At 34.1% G+C, this 15,275-nt stretch carries 14 protein-coding genes and 1 tRNA gene; 14 read left to right on the top strand and 1 reads right to left on the bottom strand.

Features of this window, described 5'->3' with window-relative positions; all coding sequences use genetic code 11:
* Window positions 1-13 precede the first annotated feature (13 nt).
* Both C8E03_RS12260 and nspC read left to right on the top strand, forming a co-directional pair.
* On the top strand, window positions 14-1,216 hold the full coding sequence (locus tag C8E03_RS12260; RefSeq protein ID WP_094376519.1) for a saccharopine dehydrogenase family protein: 1,203 nt from the start codon (window positions 14-16) through the stop codon (window positions 1,214-1,216).
* Window positions 1,217-1,233: 17 nt separating this feature from the next.
* On the top strand, window positions 1,234-2,358 hold the full coding sequence (gene nspC, locus C8E03_RS12265; protein WP_242993521.1) for a carboxynorspermidine decarboxylase: 1,125 nt from the start codon (window positions 1,234-1,236) through the stop codon (window positions 2,356-2,358).
* A 101-nt stretch (window positions 2,359-2,459) separates the two neighbouring features.
* Here the strand turns inward: nspC and aroE are convergent, their stop codons facing one another.
* Window positions 2,460-3,323 (bottom strand): shikimate dehydrogenase, encoded by an 864-nt coding sequence (gene aroE / locus C8E03_RS12270; protein WP_094376520.1) that lies wholly within the window; start codon window positions 3,321-3,323, stop codon window positions 2,460-2,462.
* A 265-nt stretch (window positions 3,324-3,588) separates the two neighbouring features.
* Here aroE and C8E03_RS12275 point away from each other — a divergent pair, with 265 nt between their 5' ends.
* The 12 genes from C8E03_RS12275 to C8E03_RS12330 all read left to right on the top strand — a co-directional run bounded on the left by C8E03_RS12275 (window position 3,589) and on the right by C8E03_RS12330 (window position 15,245).
* A complete protein-coding gene (locus C8E03_RS12275) occupies window positions 3,589-4,503 on the top strand; it encodes a DMT family transporter (protein WP_094376521.1) in 915 nt (304 codons plus the stop codon).
* On the top strand, window positions 4,496-4,993 hold the full coding sequence (locus C8E03_RS12280; RefSeq protein WP_094376522.1) for a YqeG family HAD IIIA-type phosphatase: 498 nt from the start codon (window positions 4,496-4,498) through the stop codon (window positions 4,991-4,993). Before C8E03_RS12275 ends, C8E03_RS12280 begins: the two co-directional genes overlap by 8 nt.
* Before the next feature lie 131 nt (window positions 4,994-5,124).
* Window positions 5,125-5,682, top strand: a complete 558-nt coding sequence (gene efp / locus C8E03_RS12285; protein ID WP_094377694.1) for an elongation factor P — start codon at window positions 5,125-5,127, stop codon at window positions 5,680-5,682.
* Between the two features lie 321 nt (window positions 5,683-6,003).
* Window positions 6,004-6,906 carry a DUF5688 family protein gene (locus tag C8E03_RS12290; protein WP_110291173.1) on the top strand — a complete coding sequence of 301 codons (903 nt, stop codon included), beginning with the start codon at window positions 6,004-6,006 and terminating at the stop codon, window positions 6,904-6,906.
* 278 nt (window positions 6,907-7,184) lie between these two features.
* Window positions 7,185-7,257: transfer RNA gene (locus C8E03_RS12295), tRNA-Arg, on the top strand.
* Window positions 7,258-7,452: 195 nt separating this feature from the next.
* Window positions 7,453-8,667 (top strand): SH3 domain-containing protein, encoded by a 1,215-nt coding sequence (locus C8E03_RS12300; RefSeq protein WP_094377696.1) that lies wholly within the window; start codon window positions 7,453-7,455, stop codon window positions 8,665-8,667.
* Between the two features lie 167 nt (window positions 8,668-8,834).
* Window positions 8,835-9,266 carry a hypothetical protein gene (locus C8E03_RS12305; protein ID WP_094377697.1) on the top strand — a complete coding sequence of 144 codons (432 nt, stop codon included), beginning with the start codon at window positions 8,835-8,837 and terminating at the stop codon, window positions 9,264-9,266.
* Between the two features lie 140 nt (window positions 9,267-9,406).
* A complete protein-coding gene (gene rluF / locus C8E03_RS12310) occupies window positions 9,407-10,177 on the top strand; it encodes a 23S rRNA pseudouridine(2604) synthase RluF (RefSeq protein ID WP_094377698.1) in 771 nt (256 codons plus the stop codon).
* 54 nt (window positions 10,178-10,231) lie between these two features.
* Window positions 10,232-12,187 carry an NAD-dependent DNA ligase LigA gene (gene ligA / locus C8E03_RS12315; protein ID WP_330410800.1) on the top strand — a complete coding sequence of 652 codons (1,956 nt, stop codon included), beginning with the start codon at window positions 10,232-10,234 and terminating at the stop codon, window positions 12,185-12,187.
* Window positions 12,188-12,307: 120 nt separating this feature from the next.
* Complete coding sequence (locus C8E03_RS12320; protein WP_094377700.1) at window positions 12,308-12,952, top strand: DUF1287 domain-containing protein; 645 nt, start codon at window positions 12,308-12,310, stop codon at window positions 12,950-12,952.
* A gap of 219 nt (window positions 12,953-13,171) precedes the next feature.
* Window positions 13,172-14,077 carry a homoserine O-acetyltransferase MetA gene (metA, locus tag C8E03_RS12325; RefSeq protein ID WP_094377701.1) on the top strand — a complete coding sequence of 302 codons (906 nt, stop codon included), beginning with the start codon at window positions 13,172-13,174 and terminating at the stop codon, window positions 14,075-14,077.
* Between the two features lie 508 nt (window positions 14,078-14,585).
* A complete protein-coding gene (locus tag C8E03_RS12330; protein ID WP_094377702.1) occupies window positions 14,586-15,245 on the top strand; it encodes a hypothetical protein in 660 nt (219 codons plus the stop codon).
* Window positions 15,246-15,275 lie beyond the last annotated feature (30 nt).

Consider the following 15,275-nt stretch of genomic DNA (forward strand, 5'->3'; position numbering starts at 1 on the left):
AGGAGGAATTAAGTTGGGAAAAGCGTTAATTGTTGGATGTGGAGGAGTTGCAGGTGTTGCAATTCATAAATGTTGTCAAAACAGTGAGGTGTTTGAAGAAATCATGATAGCAAGCCGTACAAAAAGTAAGTGCGACAGGCTGAAAGAGGAATTAGAAGGAAAAACGAAAACAATAATTCATACCGCACAGGTAGATGCAGATAACGTGGAAGATCTGGTTAAACTGATTAAATTGTTTAAGCCAAATGTAGTATTAAATTTAGCACTGCCATATCAGGATCTATCAATTATGGATGCTTGTCTTGAAACTAAGACGCATTATATAGATACTGCTAACTATGAGCCACTAGATACTGCCAAATTTGAATATAAGTGGCAGTGGGAGTATAAGGAAAAATTTGAGAAGGCCGGAATCATGGCTCTTCTTGGAAGCGGCTTTGACCCAGGGGTAACAGGTGTATTTTCTGCGTATGCCTTAAAGCATGAATTTGATGAAATTAATTACATTGATATATTAGACTGCAATGGTGGAGATCATGGATATCCATTTGCAACAAATTTTAACCCAGAGATAAATATCCGAGAGGTATCTGCAAACGGCAGCTATTGGGAGGCTGGACATTGGGTTGAAACAAAGCCAATGGAGATTAAACGGGAATATGACTTTAAGGGTGTTGGGAAGAAAGACATGTATTTGCTTCATCATGAGGAATTAGAATCTCTGGCAATTAATATTACAGGAATCAAAAGAATCCGTTTTTTCATGACCTTTGGACAAAGCTACTTAACTCATTTAAAATGTCTTGAAAATGTTGGAATGACTTCGATTGATCCAATTGAATTTGAAGGGAAGCAAATTGTACCATTACAATTTCTAAAGGAAGTATTGCCAGATCCCGCAAGTCTCGGACCCAGAACCGTAGGAAAGACAAACATAGGTTGTATTTTTAAAGGTAAAAAGGATGGAAAAGACAAGACTTATTACTTATATAACATTTGTGATCATCAGGAATGTTATAAGGAAGTAGGCTCACAAGCTATCAGCTATACGACAGGTGTGCCGGCTATGATAGGAACTATGCTTGTGATGAATGGTACTTGGAGCGGAAAAGGTGTCTTTAATATTGAAGAATTTGATCCAGATCCTTTTATGGAAGAGCTGAATAAATGGGGGCTTCCTTGGGAGGAGAACCATAATCCGGTTTTAGTGGATTAACAGAAAGAGGAATGGAAATGAATGACGAAACAATTCTTACTCCCTGCTATGTCGTGGAGGAGGAGAAGCTGATTAAAAATCTTGAAATACTTAAGAGAGTCATTGACCGGACAGGTTGTCATATTTTGTTGGCACAAAAATGCTTTTCCATGTTCTCTGTCTATCCATTAATTGGTCATTACCTAAATGGAACGACTGCGAGTGGTTTATACGAAGCAAGGCTTGCACATGAATATATGGATGGGGAAAATCACATTTATGCTGCTGCCTATCGAGAAGAGGAAATGGATGAAATTGTAACTATTTGCGACCACATTGTATTCAATTCCTTCTCTCAATGGACTAAATATAAGAAATTAGCACAAGAGCATAAGATAGAATGCGGAATCAGGATTAATCCGCAGTGTTCCACGCAGGAGGGACATGCTATTTATGATCCTTGTGCTCCTTTTTCCAGAATGGGAGTGACAAAAGAAAATTTTCGCAAGGATTTATTAGAGGGAATTTCAGGACTCCATTTTCACACTCTTTGTGAGCAGGATTCCATTGATTTAGTCACAACGTTACAAGCTGTTGAGGAGCAGTTCGGACATCTTTTACCACAAATGAAATGGTTGAATTTAGGTGGTGGACATCACATTACCAAAGAGGGTTATGATATAGAAAAATTAATTACCAACATTAATCGAATGCAGAATAAGTATGATCTGGAAATTTATCTAGAACCGGGTGAAGCAGTTGCCTTAAATGCTGGTTATTTGCTTACAAAGGTATTGGACATCATTGAAAACGGAATGAGCATTGCAATAGTCGATACCTCTGCCGCATGTCATATGCCAGATGTATTGGAAATGCCTTACCGCCCGAGTATCGAAGGAGCTTTTTATGCAAATGAAAAGAAATATACGTATCGTTTGGGAGGCCCGACCTGTCTTGCAGGAGATATAATTGGAGATTATTCTTTCGAAGATGCTTTAAAGGTTGGCTCAAGGCTTAAGCTTTGTGATATGGCAATTTATTCTATGGTTAAGAACAATACATTTAATGGGATGAAATTACCGTCTATAGTACTTAAAAAGGGTGATATGATGGAAACAATCAAGGTATTTGGCTATGAGGATTTTAAAATGCGATTATCTTAAAAAATTTCTAATATTAAATTTTATTATGTTAAATATAAATGGCACAAGAATGTTGTTGCGAAAGATTTCATGTGCCATTTGGATTTTAATATAGGTTTTGTTTACTGAAAGAACTTTTCTTTGATTTGTTCAGTTGGCATTTCCTTGTCGGTCCAAAGTTCAAACGACTTAGCTCCCTGATAAAGCAGCATATACATTCCGTTGAAAGTACTTAAACCGACATCCTCTGCCAGCTTTAGAAGCTTTGTCTTTTGTGGATTATAGATGACATCAGATACAATCAGGTTCTCATGAAACATGGAAGTATCGTTTATAATGCTGTTATCTACATTAGGGGACATACCAACGCTGGTTCCATTCGTTAAAATTACGCTTTCTGAAATACTTTTTTTAAGCATAGCATCATCAGGCAATTCATATAACGAAGCTTTACAATTTGTTTTCTTATTTATATTGTCAATCAGATTTTGAGCTCTGCTATAAAACTGATCCTTAATACTAAAAACATCTATTTCAGAAACACCGTCAAGTGCAGCCTGTACACAAATAGCGGTAGCGGCACCGCCGGCTCCAAGTAGTGTCATTTTCTTACCTGTGATATGAAAGCCTGCATCCTTAACTGCACGCATATAACCGACACCGTCTGTATTGTCACCGGTTAGAATTCCATTGTCATTAATAACGGTATTAACGGCACCAATCAGCTCGGCAGATGGTGATAATTTATCGGATAATTCAAACATTAAATTTTTATCAGGCATCGTACAGTTAAAGCCTCGTACCCCAAGAGTCTTGAGTCCCGCAACAGCAGTTCTTAGATTATCGGTTCCGACATCAAAGGCTAAATAAACATAATCCAAATCAAGAAGCCTGAACGCTTCATTATGCATCATTGGAGAAATACTATGTGAAACAGGGCTTCCAAGTAAGCCAGTTAGAACAGTGTGACCAGTTATTCTATTCATTATTCAATCCCGCCTTTTTATTTATTATGTAATTGTTAATTATAGGAATCGTTCTATCAATAATTGACAATAAATATAGATATGTATTGTTGTGAAAAGTATTATCACAATTATTTATTTCTTATCATAATGGAAAAGAAATCTTATGTCAAATACAATTCTTTATAAATTAACTTGAACCATTTATTAATGTTGTATATAATGATACAAGGAAATAAGTAACTGTAATTAGAAATTAGAAGAAATTAGGTATAAGAGTGATAAAATGAAGATACAAAAGAGTAAGATTAAGATATTGGCAAGTGCAGGTTTAATATTGACGGCATTGATTTGGGGATTTGCATTTGTAATAGTGAAAAATTCGTTGGATTTGATTCCGCCAGTATATATGCTGGCATTTCGTTTTACTATTGCTACGATTGGCCTTGGCATAATATTTTATAAAAGGCGGATTAAATTAAATAAAGAAAATGTAAAAGCGGGTTTGATATTGGGTATATTAATATTTATCAGCTATTTACTACAAACGATAGGCTGTGTCTATACAACCGCAGGGAAAAATGCTTTTATTACTACGATTTATGTAGTGATTGTCCCTTTTTTATATTGGATAATCAGCAAAACAAGGCCTGACATTTATTGCGTTGCTGCTGCATTTATGGCAATTATTGGAATTGGTTTATTGTCACTGAATGGGGATAAGAGTATTAATATTGGAGATATTTTAACCTTAATAAGTGGTTTTGGATATGCCATCCATATGGTATTTATCAGTAAATTTTCACAGGAGCAGGATACGGTTGTATTAACATTTTTGCAAATACTTGTTGCGGCAATATTATCGTGGATCACAGCCCCAATAATGGATGGAGGTTTCCCAATAGCAATTACGCAGCCAGACATGCTTGTTGGTATGTTTTATCTTGGGATTGGAAGTACCATGATATGTTTTTTGCTGCAAAATATTTGTCAGAAGTACATCGAGCCGTCTACAGCTGCACTATTGCTGTCGGGTGAATCTGTTTTCGGCGTAGCTTTTTCTGTTTTATTTTTAGGAGAAAGTTTGACTTTAAAGATGGTGGTTGGATGTACTTTGATTCTAGCGGCTGTTATAATGGCTGAAACAAAATTTGAATTTATAAAGCTTACATTAAAGAAAAGGAGTACCAATCATGCTTAAGAAATTTTATCCCAGTGACTATGTAAATTCTTCCTATATTATTGATTATGAGGAATTATTTAAGCAAGGTTATCGAGGAATTCTATTTGATGTAGATAATACTTTAGTACAGCATGGTGCAAAGGCGGATGACAGAGTTAAGGAATTAATAAAGCGTCTTAAGAAGATTGGCTTTCAGGTATGTTTAATCTCCAATAATAAGGAAGAAAGAGTGAAGACCTTTAATGATGAGGTTCAGGTAAAATACATTTTTAATGCTCGTAAGCCGTTTTTGAAAGGTTATCAGGAGGCAATGAATACTATTGGTACGAATAAGGAAAATACAATTTTTATCGGAGATCAGATATTTACCGATGTATATGGGGCAAATCGAGCAGGATTAAAAACGATATTAGTAAAGCCCATTCATCCAAAGGAAGAAATCCAAATTGTACTAAAGCGCTATTTAGAGAAAATTGTTTTATTTTTCTATATGAAAACAAAAGAGTAGCATGTATATTAGCTATGTTGTGGTTTTATCAAAAAAATAGTTGAAAAAAATGACTATTTATTATAGAATATAAAAGAGTGTGGTAGTAAAGAGAACTGCCATCGGCATTATTTTAAGGAGGAATATCAGATATGATATCAGCAGGTGATTTTAGAAATGGTATAACTGTAGAAATAGATAATAACATTTTTCAAATTATTGAATTTCAGCATGTAAAGCCAGGTAAGGGTGCAGCTTTTGTTAGAACAAAATTAAAAAATATTAGAAATGGTGGAGTAGTAGAAAAAACTTTCAGACCAACTGAGAAGTTTCCTCAGGCTCGTATTGACAGAAATGATATGCAATACTTATATTCTGACGGAGATTTATATAATTTCATGGATACTGAGACATTTGAGCAGATTGCTTTAAATGCAGATGAAATTGGCGATTCATTAAAATTCGTAAAAGAAAATGAAATGGTTAAGATTTGCGCACATAATGGAAATGTATTTGCTGTTGAGCCGCCATTATTTGTTGAATTGGAAATTACGGATACCGAACCGGGTGTTAAAGGTGATACCGCAACAGGTGCTACAAAGCCTGCTGTTGTAGAAACAGGTGCAACGGTTTATGTACCTTTATTTGTTAATCAGGGTGATAAGATTAAAATTGATACCAGAACAGGTGATTACCTTTCTAGAGTGTAAGCAGCCAGTATATTCCATAGTATATAGAGAATGAATTTATGTTTTCTATATACTATATTCAGTAGAACAATAATTATTTTTCATCAGTTATTTTCGGCTTTTATCTTTTGCACAATTCGTGCATATTTTTCAATTATAAATGAATCAAGTTATCTATTGGGGTATTATAAATTATTTATGCAAAATAGTTGAGAGAGTCTATTCTTGCGCCTTTAGGAGGGGATGCGTATAGGTTTTATTTAATTAGTTATAAATGAATTCATATTAGTGAAACAAAAAAGAAGTTAATCAATTATTAAATAAACAAGAATAGGAGATCATATGGAGTATAATGTTTTTGCCAATAAAATAAAAGAGGGAATACAAAAACAATTAGGAGAAAAGGCTGAAGTTGCAATGCAGAAGATTACGAAAAATAATAACGTAGTTTTAGATGGAATTACTATAAGAACTAAGAATGAGAACATTTCACCAACTATTTATTTAAACAATTATTATTTTGAGGAGTTGACTGAGGATAATCTTCAGGGAATTATCCAAGAAATAATATCACTTTATAAGCAAAATAAAGTTGTTAACAGTATTGATATTAACTTTTTTTCTAACTTCGAAAATGTGAAAGACAAAATAGCGTATAAGCTAATTAATTTTGACAAAAATTTGGAACAATTAAAAAAAATACCTTATATTCAATTTATGGATTTAGCAATCGTATTTTATTGTCTGGCTCAAAGTGATATGTCTGGTAATGCAACGATTGTAATAAATAATTCTCACATACAGATGTGGGGAATAGAAATAGAAGCAATTTTTAAAGCGGCACAAAGAAATACAAAGAGGCTTCTTCAGGCGGAGGTAGAAAATATTGAAGATATACTAAGAGAAGAGCTTGGAGAAACAATACAGGAAATATATAAAGAGGAGCCTAATGATGTGCTGCCGATGTATGTTTTAAGCAATAAGGCAAAACTAAATGGAGCGGCCTGCATTTTATATAAGGATGTATTAAAGAATTTTTCAAAAACCTTGAATAGTGATTTGTATGTGCTGCCCAGCAGCATTCATGAGCTTATTTTAATTCCACAGAATAAAAATATGCGTCCAGAAGATCTTAAGGAAATGGTAAAAGATACAAATGACAACCACGTAGAAGCAGAGGAAATATTATCCTATAGTATCTATGAATACATAAAGAAAGAGGATAAAATAAGAATATTATTGTAATCTTTTTTATAGTTTCTTAAAAATCTATAAACTTCCAATTGATTATTTGCGTCAAATGAGGTAAAATACTAAATGTGTAATTATAACCGATTATTTAATTATTGAAAAAATTGAGATGTTGTATCATAATAAGACATATGGTTTTTGATAATTAGAAAATACATAGTGCGTACGAATGCATATGAAGATATTACTGGATCAGTGCATTCGGCGCGCAAAGTACCTGTTTTTTAATATAGGATGACAGGTGGGTGAAGTGCAATAGGCACTTATATCATGCATTCGTAGCTCAGGGGATAGAGCGGTGGTTTCCGGTACCACGTGTCGGGGGTTCGAATCCCTCCGGATGCATATTAGTCAAATAGGGGCAGTTGTTTTCAGGGTGATTGTTTGATAAAATTTGCATCATGTAATAAAATTAGTATGTTGTTGACACATTTATTAAAATTATTGTAATTTTACATGATTAATTTCGAAAGATAAAATACATCAAATATTCACGTTTCTATAATATAATGTTGATATTCGTAAATTTAGGAGGTTTATATGAAACTTAATTGGGAAGATATGAAAGCGTTTTTGATAAAGAATAAAACATATGTAATCATTGCGGCTATATTTGTAGTAATGATTTTTACATTAGTTAAGGTATCATCAAAAGATTCAAATGATAAAGCAGAAGAAACAAATTCCGAAAAGGTAATTACCGTCGATGAAACTACTACGGATGCTACTGACACAGCAGCTCAGACATCCAATGATTTGCAGACAGATGCTTACCCGGCCGTTAATGAGTTAGTAAATAAATATTTTACTGCTATGGCTAGTAGTGATATTGATACGTTGCTTCAAATAGTGAACCCTTTAAGTGAAGATGAGAAGACTCAGATTCAGCAAAAGAAAGAGTATATCGAAGGCTATGATAATATAACCTGTTATACCAAGATTGGACCGGAAGAGAATTCCTATATTGTTTTTGTATATTATGAGATTAAATTTATTAATATTAATACATTGGTTCCGGGCGAGATTCCATTATATATTTGTTCCAATGAAGATGGAAGTTTATACATTTATAATGGAGAGCTCTCACCTGAGGTAGATTCTTATATATCTAATATTGCAGCAGGACAAGATGTGGTTGACCTGATTAGTTCAATTGATACAAAATTTGCTGAGGCTCAGGAAAACGATCCTGATTTAAAGGAATTTATCGCAAAGCTTTCTAGTACGACGGAGGATTCTACACAAGAACAGCCAGCAGAGGAGCAGCCACAAGAGGAGCAGCCAGCTCAAGAAGAGCAAACACAGGAACAACCGGCAGAAGAGCAAACAGAACAGACTGCAACAGAGGATGGACTTGAAGAGGTTAGTGAAACAGTTTATGCAGCCGAGACAGTAAATGTCAGAGAGTCAAGCAGCGAAGATGCAACAAGACTTGGACAGCTTTATGTTGGTGAAAGTGCTAAGAGAACAGGGATTTATTCGAATGGCTGGAGCCGCATCGAATTTAATGGTCAGACAGGTTATGTTTTATCTGAATGTTTAACAACTCAGGGTGCAATACAGGAAACAAAATATTTATCGTCGACTGTTAACATTAGAGAACAGGCGGATGAAAGCTCAAGCAGAGTAGGAACAGCCTATGAAGGTACTAAGGTGACAAGAACAGCAGTTTTAGATAATGGTTGGAGTAAAATCAATTGTGATGGTGTAATTGGTTATGTGAAATCAGAATATTTAGCGGATACTTATAAATAAAAGCAGGTAGAATCTTAAATACTTGTTTGGGATTAAAAAGAGTGTGCATTGCACATTCTTTTTTCCATTATTTTACGATATAAATTTACATAATATTTAAAAAAATTCATATGCTATAACTATAATTTAAATTTGAAAGCAATCGTAATTTATTGGAGGTGAATGATATGATTACCAGTTCTGACAGACAGCTTTTGCAGGAAACCTATAAAAATAGTAAAAAAGGAATGGATACTATTAATATGCTATTAAATAAGGTTTATGACGATAATTTAAATTATGATATGAATTTGCAGCTTCAAAAGTATCGTGAAATAAACGCTAAGGCTTCAGATAGATTAATTGAATCGGGCGTGATGCTGGAAAATAGTGCTGTGGACAAGTTTAAAATGTGGTCATCCATTCAGGCTAATACTATTTTTAATACCAGTACGAAACATATTGCAGATATGATGATTCGTGAAAACTCAGTTGGCATGACAGGAATTATGTCTACACTTATGGAAAGTGATAATGCCACAGATAAATCAGTAGAATTGGCAAATGAATTGGTAACTTTTGAAGATAACAGTATTAAAAAATTAAAGAATTACTTATAGAAAACTTATTACGCTTGCTATAAAATTACAGGGTGTCGACTTTGCCGACACCTTTAGACATGTTAATTGCGCATACTTTTAGCCTTGACTATTGTCAGGGGGACGTTTAAACTATACATACGGTTTTAAGGAGGAACTTTATGGGTCATAACACAAATAAAAAAGTTGAACGTAAATCAAGGGAATTGATTCGATTGAATAAATATTTAAGTGAAGCAGGGATATGCTCAAGAAGAGAGGCTGATCGTCTAATAGAAGCAGGAAAAATAACAGTAGACGGAATTGTTGCAGTAATGGGTACTAAGGTAGATGGAAGTCAGAAAATTTGTGTTGAAAATACATTAGTAAAACATGAAGAGAAAATGGTGCTTTTAGCCTTTAATAAGCCGGTTGGTGTTGTATGTACGACGCAAAAAAAGGAAACAAATAATATAGTTGACTATATTGGCTATTCTCAAAGAATTTATCCGGTTGGTAGACTTGATAAGGACTCTCAAGGTTTAATATTGATGACTAATAATGGAGATATTGTGAATAAAATGATGCGTTCTGGCAATATGCATGAAAAGGAATACATAGTTGATGTGGACAGGGTGATTACCAACGATTTTTTAAAAGGAATGGCAAAGGGGGTACCAATTCTTGATACGGTTACGAGAGAATGCAGAATAGAAAAAGTAGGAAAATATACCTTTAAAATTATAATCACGCAGGGATTAAACAGGCAAATCAGACGTATGTGTGAATACTTTGGATACAAGGTGACAAAGCTGGAAAGAGTACGAATCATGAATATTTCTCTGGGCAATTTAAGGCAGGGTAAATATCGTGAGGTGACGAGTGAGGAAATAAATAAGCTGAATAAGCTTATTTTGCATTCTTCAAATACTACAGTTTATAAAAAAGTGTAAGAGATTCTTAAACTGCCGCCTATATCGGCGAGTAACCGTAAAATGGAGGAAAAAATGAACGGAAATAAGATTGACCGAATAAAGGAATTAATACAAATTCTAAATGAAGCGGGAAGGGCTTATTATCAGGAAGCAACGGAAATTATGAGCAATTATGAATATGATGCTTTGTATGATGAGCTATTGCAGCTTGAAAAGGAAACAAAAGTAGTACTTGGAAATAGCCCCACTGTTAATGTTGGGTACGAGGTAATGAGTGAGCTTCCTAAGGAGCGACATGAAAAGCCAATGCTTTCTTTGAATAAAACCAAGTCAGTTGAGGAGCTTGCAGACTGGATTGGTAATCAGGAAACACTTTTATCATGGAAGCTGGACGGTCTTACCATTGTATTAACGTACAATCAAGGTGAGCTTCAAAAAGCAGTTACCAGAGGTAATGGAGAGATTGGAGAGGTGATTACAAATAATGCAAAGGTCTTTAAGAATGTACCGCTTAAGATAACTTATACCGGAGAACTGATTCTGCGAGGAGAAGCAGTTATAAGCTATTCTGATTTTGAGAATATAAATAATTTAATTGAAGATGTGGATGCAAAATATAAGAATCCAAGAAATCTATGCAGCGGTTCTGTACGTCAGTTAAATAACCAGATTACAGCAAGTCGAAATGTAAAGTTTTATGCATTTTCGCTAGTTAAGGCTGATGGTATCAATTTTTATAATTCCAGGAAATTTCAATATGAATGGTTAAAAGAGCAAGGCTTTGATGTGGTTGAATACAAGGTAGTAACGAGAGAAACTTTACCAGAGACAATGTCATATTTTTCAGAAAAGATACAAAAGTATGAAGTTCCATCAGATGGACTGGTAGCAGTTTATGATAATATTGCATATGGGCAAGGTCTTGGAGCTACCTCAAAGTTTCCAAGAGACTCTATGGCATTTAAATGGGCAGATGAGGTTAAGGAAACGAAGCTTTTGGAAATTGAATGGAGTCCGTCAAGAACAGGGTTGATTAATCCTGTGGCAATTTTTGAACCGGTAGAGCTTGAGGGAACGTCTGTAAGTCGAGCAAGTGTTCACAATATAAGCATTTTAAAAGGCTTAGAACTTGGTCAGGGAGATATCATAAAGGTATACAAAGCAAATATGATTATACCTCAAATTGCAGATAATCTGACGAGGAGCGGTGCAAGTGGCATACCAGAGGTATGTCCGGTCTGTAGTCAAAGAACCAACATTAGAAAAATAAACGATGTAGAAGCACTTTATTGTGAGAATCCTGAATGTCTGGCAAAAAAAATCAAGGCTTTCACCTTATTTGTCAGCAGAGATGCTCTTAACATAGATGGTTTGTCGGAAGCATCTTTAGAAAAATTCATTGCAAAAGGTTTTATTAAAGAGTTTTCAGATATTTTCAAGCTAAATCAGTATAAAGAGGAAATTATACAAATGGAGGGTTTTGGTCCAAAATCCTATGATAATTTAATGAGTAGTCTTGAAAAAGCCAGGCAGACCACTTTGCCAAAGCTCATCTATAGTCTTGGTATATTAAATATTGGCTTATCCAATGCAAAAATAATTTGCAAGGAATTCGACTATGATATCGGACGGTTGATGCATGCTACGAGAGAGGAATTGGCTTTGATTGGGGGAATTGGAGGCGTTATTGCAGACAGCTTAGTTTCATACTTTGAGAAAGAAAGCAATGTTGAAAATCTAGAGCATCTGTTGGAGGAGCTTGTGCTGGAAAAAATAGAAATCAACGAGTCAAATCTAGCATTAAAAGATAAGATTTTTGTTATTACAGGAAGTTTAAATCATTATGAAAACCGAAATGAGCTTAAGTCTTTCATTGAGGAAAAGGGGGGGAAGGTAACAGGCAGTGTTACTTCGAAAACTAATTATTTGATTAATAATGATACGATGTCAATGTCTTCTAAAAATAAAAAAGCAAAGGAATTAGGTGTAGAAATTATTTCAGAAGAGGATTTTATGAATCTAATTTAGAAAACAATTCTTAGAACAATGTGACAAGATATAATATGTGCTAATAAGCGCAAAATACTTAAATGTAAAAATAATCTTGGCAAGTGAAAGCTATGTTCAAATAATTAGATAGGAAACAATATGAAAAAGAGAATAATAACAATATTATTATGTATAATTATTATTGTATTAATATTTGTAGTAATTAAATATCAAAATACATCTTCAAAGAGACCTCAAAATTATATCGAATTATCACAAATACAAAGCACAATTGATAAAGATAAAGATGGAATTGAAGACCAAACAGATATACTTGAAAATGCATTAGTATATGTTGATACACACCCAAAATATAAAAGTAAATATTATGAAACGGGATATCCGGATGATCATTATGGTGTATGTACAGACGTAGTTGCATTTGCATTGAAAAATTCAGGTTACAATTTACAAATACTTTTAGAAAAGGATATAACTGAACATCCTGAAAATTATGATATAGATGAACCAGATTCTAATATTGATTTTAGACGTGTAAAAAATTTGTATGTATATTTTCTTAACAATACAATTAACCTAACAACTGATGTTAATGATTATGAAGAATGGCAAGGAGGAGATATTGTTGTTTTCAAACATCATATAGGAATAGTATCTGATAGAAGAAATTTTAATAATGTACCGTATGTTATTCATCACAATGATTGTTGGCAGAAAAAATATGAAGAAGATATTTTAGAAAAACGAACAGATATTATTGGACATTTTAGAATATCTGAATAAATGTTTTTCATTATAAAATAAAATGAAGAGGATTTTTTAAATCTAATTTAGAAAACAATTCTTAGCACGATGAGACAAGATATGATATAATAATGTAAATATTGATCTTTTATGAAAGCGATTGGTATTTTTAATTCAGAAGCAGAGAAATAAGTTGTTTTGTATAAAAGAATAATATAGACACTGAAAAAGCACAGAATAAATGAGACGGGTGATAGTATGCCAATTAAGGTACAAAGTGATTTACCAGCAAAGGGAATTTTAGAAACTGAAAATATATTTGTCATGGATGAAAATCGTGCAATGCATCAGGATATTCGTCCAATTGGGATAGGTATTTTAAATCTGATGCCAGTGAAGCAGGATACGGAGCTTCAGTTAATGCGGGCCTTGTCTAACACACCGCTACAGGTAGATATAACATTTATCAATGTAACCAGTCATATATCTAAGAATACTCCGGCAATTCACTTGAACAAGTTCTATAATACATTTGACGAAATAAAACACCAGAAATTTGATGGTTTAATTATAACAGGAGCTCCGGTGGAGCAGATGCCGTTTGAGGAGGTAAATTATTGGGAGGAATTGACGCAGATATTTGAGTGGTCGAAAACTAATGTGACCTCAACTTTTCATATATGCTGGGGAGCACAGGCCGGTTTGTATTATCACTATGGTATTAAAAAGGAAGCCCTTGAACAAAAAATGTTTGGCCTGTTTAAGCACTCTGTTCTTAACAAAAAGGTGCCGCTTGTTAGGGGATTTGATGATGAGTTCTATGCACCACATTCCAGGCACACTACAATTTCAAAGGAAGACATTGAGAAGAATCCGCAACTGACCATTCTTGCCGAATCAGAGGAGGCAGGTATTTATATTGTAACAGCAGAGGAAGGCAAACAAATCTTTGTTACTGGGCATCCAGAGTATGACAGATTTACGTTACATAATGAGTATATTCGCGACAAAGATAAGGGCTTGGAGATTGAATTGCCAAAGAATTATTATGTAGATAATGATTATACAATAAAACCAAAATTGCAGTGGAGATCACATTGTAATAATCTGTATACGAATTGGCTTAATTATTATGTATATCAGGTGACGCCTTATGAGTTGTAGGGAAGGGCTGTAGAATCCTAGATTTTATGGGGTTTGGTAGATTCGAAAGTGATTTTTCTTATCGTAATTCAGCGTATGTTTTGGGGTCAAATTGGAGTCAAAAGGTGTCAAAATTGGAGCCAAAAATGGTGAAAAAGGTGTCAGAGATTTGGGGTGTCACTTGATGAAAAAAATCAAGTGATGAGAAAAATTTTGATTTGAATCCAAAAGATTGGTGTCGGGATATTTTGGTGCTGATTGGGTTTCGGATGACGGATGGTGTCAGGTCTTTTGACTGTAATGTGTAAAGAAAATAAATTAATTTGTAACGATGAAGTTGATTGCGGAAGATAATCTGTGAGATGGGAATCGGTACATGGAATGTATGGAAAGCAGTGTGTTTTGAAGTTGTCTGTGAAGGTGACTTTGGCATACTGCTTTTGTTTTTATTAAAATTACGTTTTAGGTTAATAAATTTTAGTAGTTGTTTGGACTTTATTTAATTCCAAAGAGAAGGGAGAAATGAGCTATGGGAATAACAGGAGTAGGATATCAAAATTCTTACACATATTATGGATACTATAATAATAGTGTAACAGGAACAAATGATACAGTACAAAATTTAGTGCTGGAAGCACAAGCTAGTTCGAATATCGCATTACAGTGGAGCGATGGAGAAGAATTAACAGGTACGAAAGATGTAACTAGTCTAGAGGGGAATATGACCAGCGGTATCATTGGATTATGGAGTATTGGAGAAGGAGAAAACTATCGAAATGTTACAGCGACATATGCAGATAACTCAACAACAGATAACCCAATTATTAATATAAAAATCAGTGATGTAAATGGAAATGGACAGACTTATGAGATAAAATTAAATGAAGTTAATCTTGCTGATTGTACTCAGATGGAGCTATTTGCGAGTTGCGCAAACATAGATGCAAAAAGCATAGCAAATGGTGAGGAATCAAAAAATTCATACATGTCCATCATAAATGATCCACAGTTTTCGAAAATGCTTGCCAATAATGCAGCGGATTTTGCAACTCAAAAACAGGGTTGGTACGCGTTTATGAGTGAATCAGAATATCAGAGTGACTGGGGGCAGTACATAGAGAATTCTTATGAAAAATATTCGGAAAGTATGATAGATGAAGAAATCGACGAAATCATTAATGTTTCTTGAAAGTTTAAATACGATTGGTGATTAATAGAA

This window comes from Lachnotalea glycerini (genome assembly GCF_003201285.1).
Classification (GTDB): domain Bacteria; phylum Bacillota; class Clostridia; order Lachnospirales; family Lachnospiraceae; genus Lachnotalea; species Lachnotalea glycerini.

What these genes read in the sequence shown, in the direction of transcription:
- C8E03_RS12280 (WP_094376522.1), top strand. Translation starts at nt 4,496, where the DNA reads ATGCTTAAGAAATTTTATCCCAGTGACTATGTAAATTCTTCCTATATT.
- nspC (WP_242993521.1), top strand. Translation starts at nt 1,234, where the DNA reads ATGAATGACGAAACAATTCTTACTCCCTGCTATGTCGTGGAGGAGGAG.
- ligA (WP_330410800.1), top strand. Translation starts at nt 10,232, where the DNA reads ATGAACGGAAATAAGATTGACCGAATAAAGGAATTAATACAAATTCTA.
- C8E03_RS12300 (WP_094377696.1), top strand. Translation starts at nt 7,453, where the DNA reads ATGAAACTTAATTGGGAAGATATGAAAGCGTTTTTGATAAAGAATAAA.
- C8E03_RS12290 (WP_110291173.1), top strand. Translation starts at nt 6,004, where the DNA reads ATGGAGTATAATGTTTTTGCCAATAAAATAAAAGAGGGAATACAAAAA.
- metA (WP_094377701.1), top strand. Translation starts at nt 13,172, where the DNA reads ATGCCAATTAAGGTACAAAGTGATTTACCAGCAAAGGGAATTTTAGAA.
- C8E03_RS12320 (WP_094377700.1), top strand. Translation starts at nt 12,308, where the DNA reads ATGAAAAAGAGAATAATAACAATATTATTATGTATAATTATTATTGTA.
- rluF (WP_094377698.1), top strand. Translation starts at nt 9,407, where the DNA reads ATGGGTCATAACACAAATAAAAAAGTTGAACGTAAATCAAGGGAATTG.
- efp (WP_094377694.1), top strand. Translation starts at nt 5,125, where the DNA reads ATGATATCAGCAGGTGATTTTAGAAATGGTATAACTGTAGAAATAGAT.
- C8E03_RS12275 (WP_094376521.1), top strand. Translation starts at nt 3,589, where the DNA reads ATGAAGATACAAAAGAGTAAGATTAAGATATTGGCAAGTGCAGGTTTA.
- C8E03_RS12305 (WP_094377697.1), top strand. Translation starts at nt 8,835, where the DNA reads ATGATTACCAGTTCTGACAGACAGCTTTTGCAGGAAACCTATAAAAAT.
- aroE (WP_094376520.1), bottom strand. Translation starts at nt 3,323, where the DNA reads ATGAATAGAATAACTGGTCACACTGTTCTAACTGGCTTACTTGGAAGC.
- C8E03_RS12330 (WP_094377702.1), top strand. Translation starts at nt 14,586, where the DNA reads ATGGGAATAACAGGAGTAGGATATCAAAATTCTTACACATATTATGGA.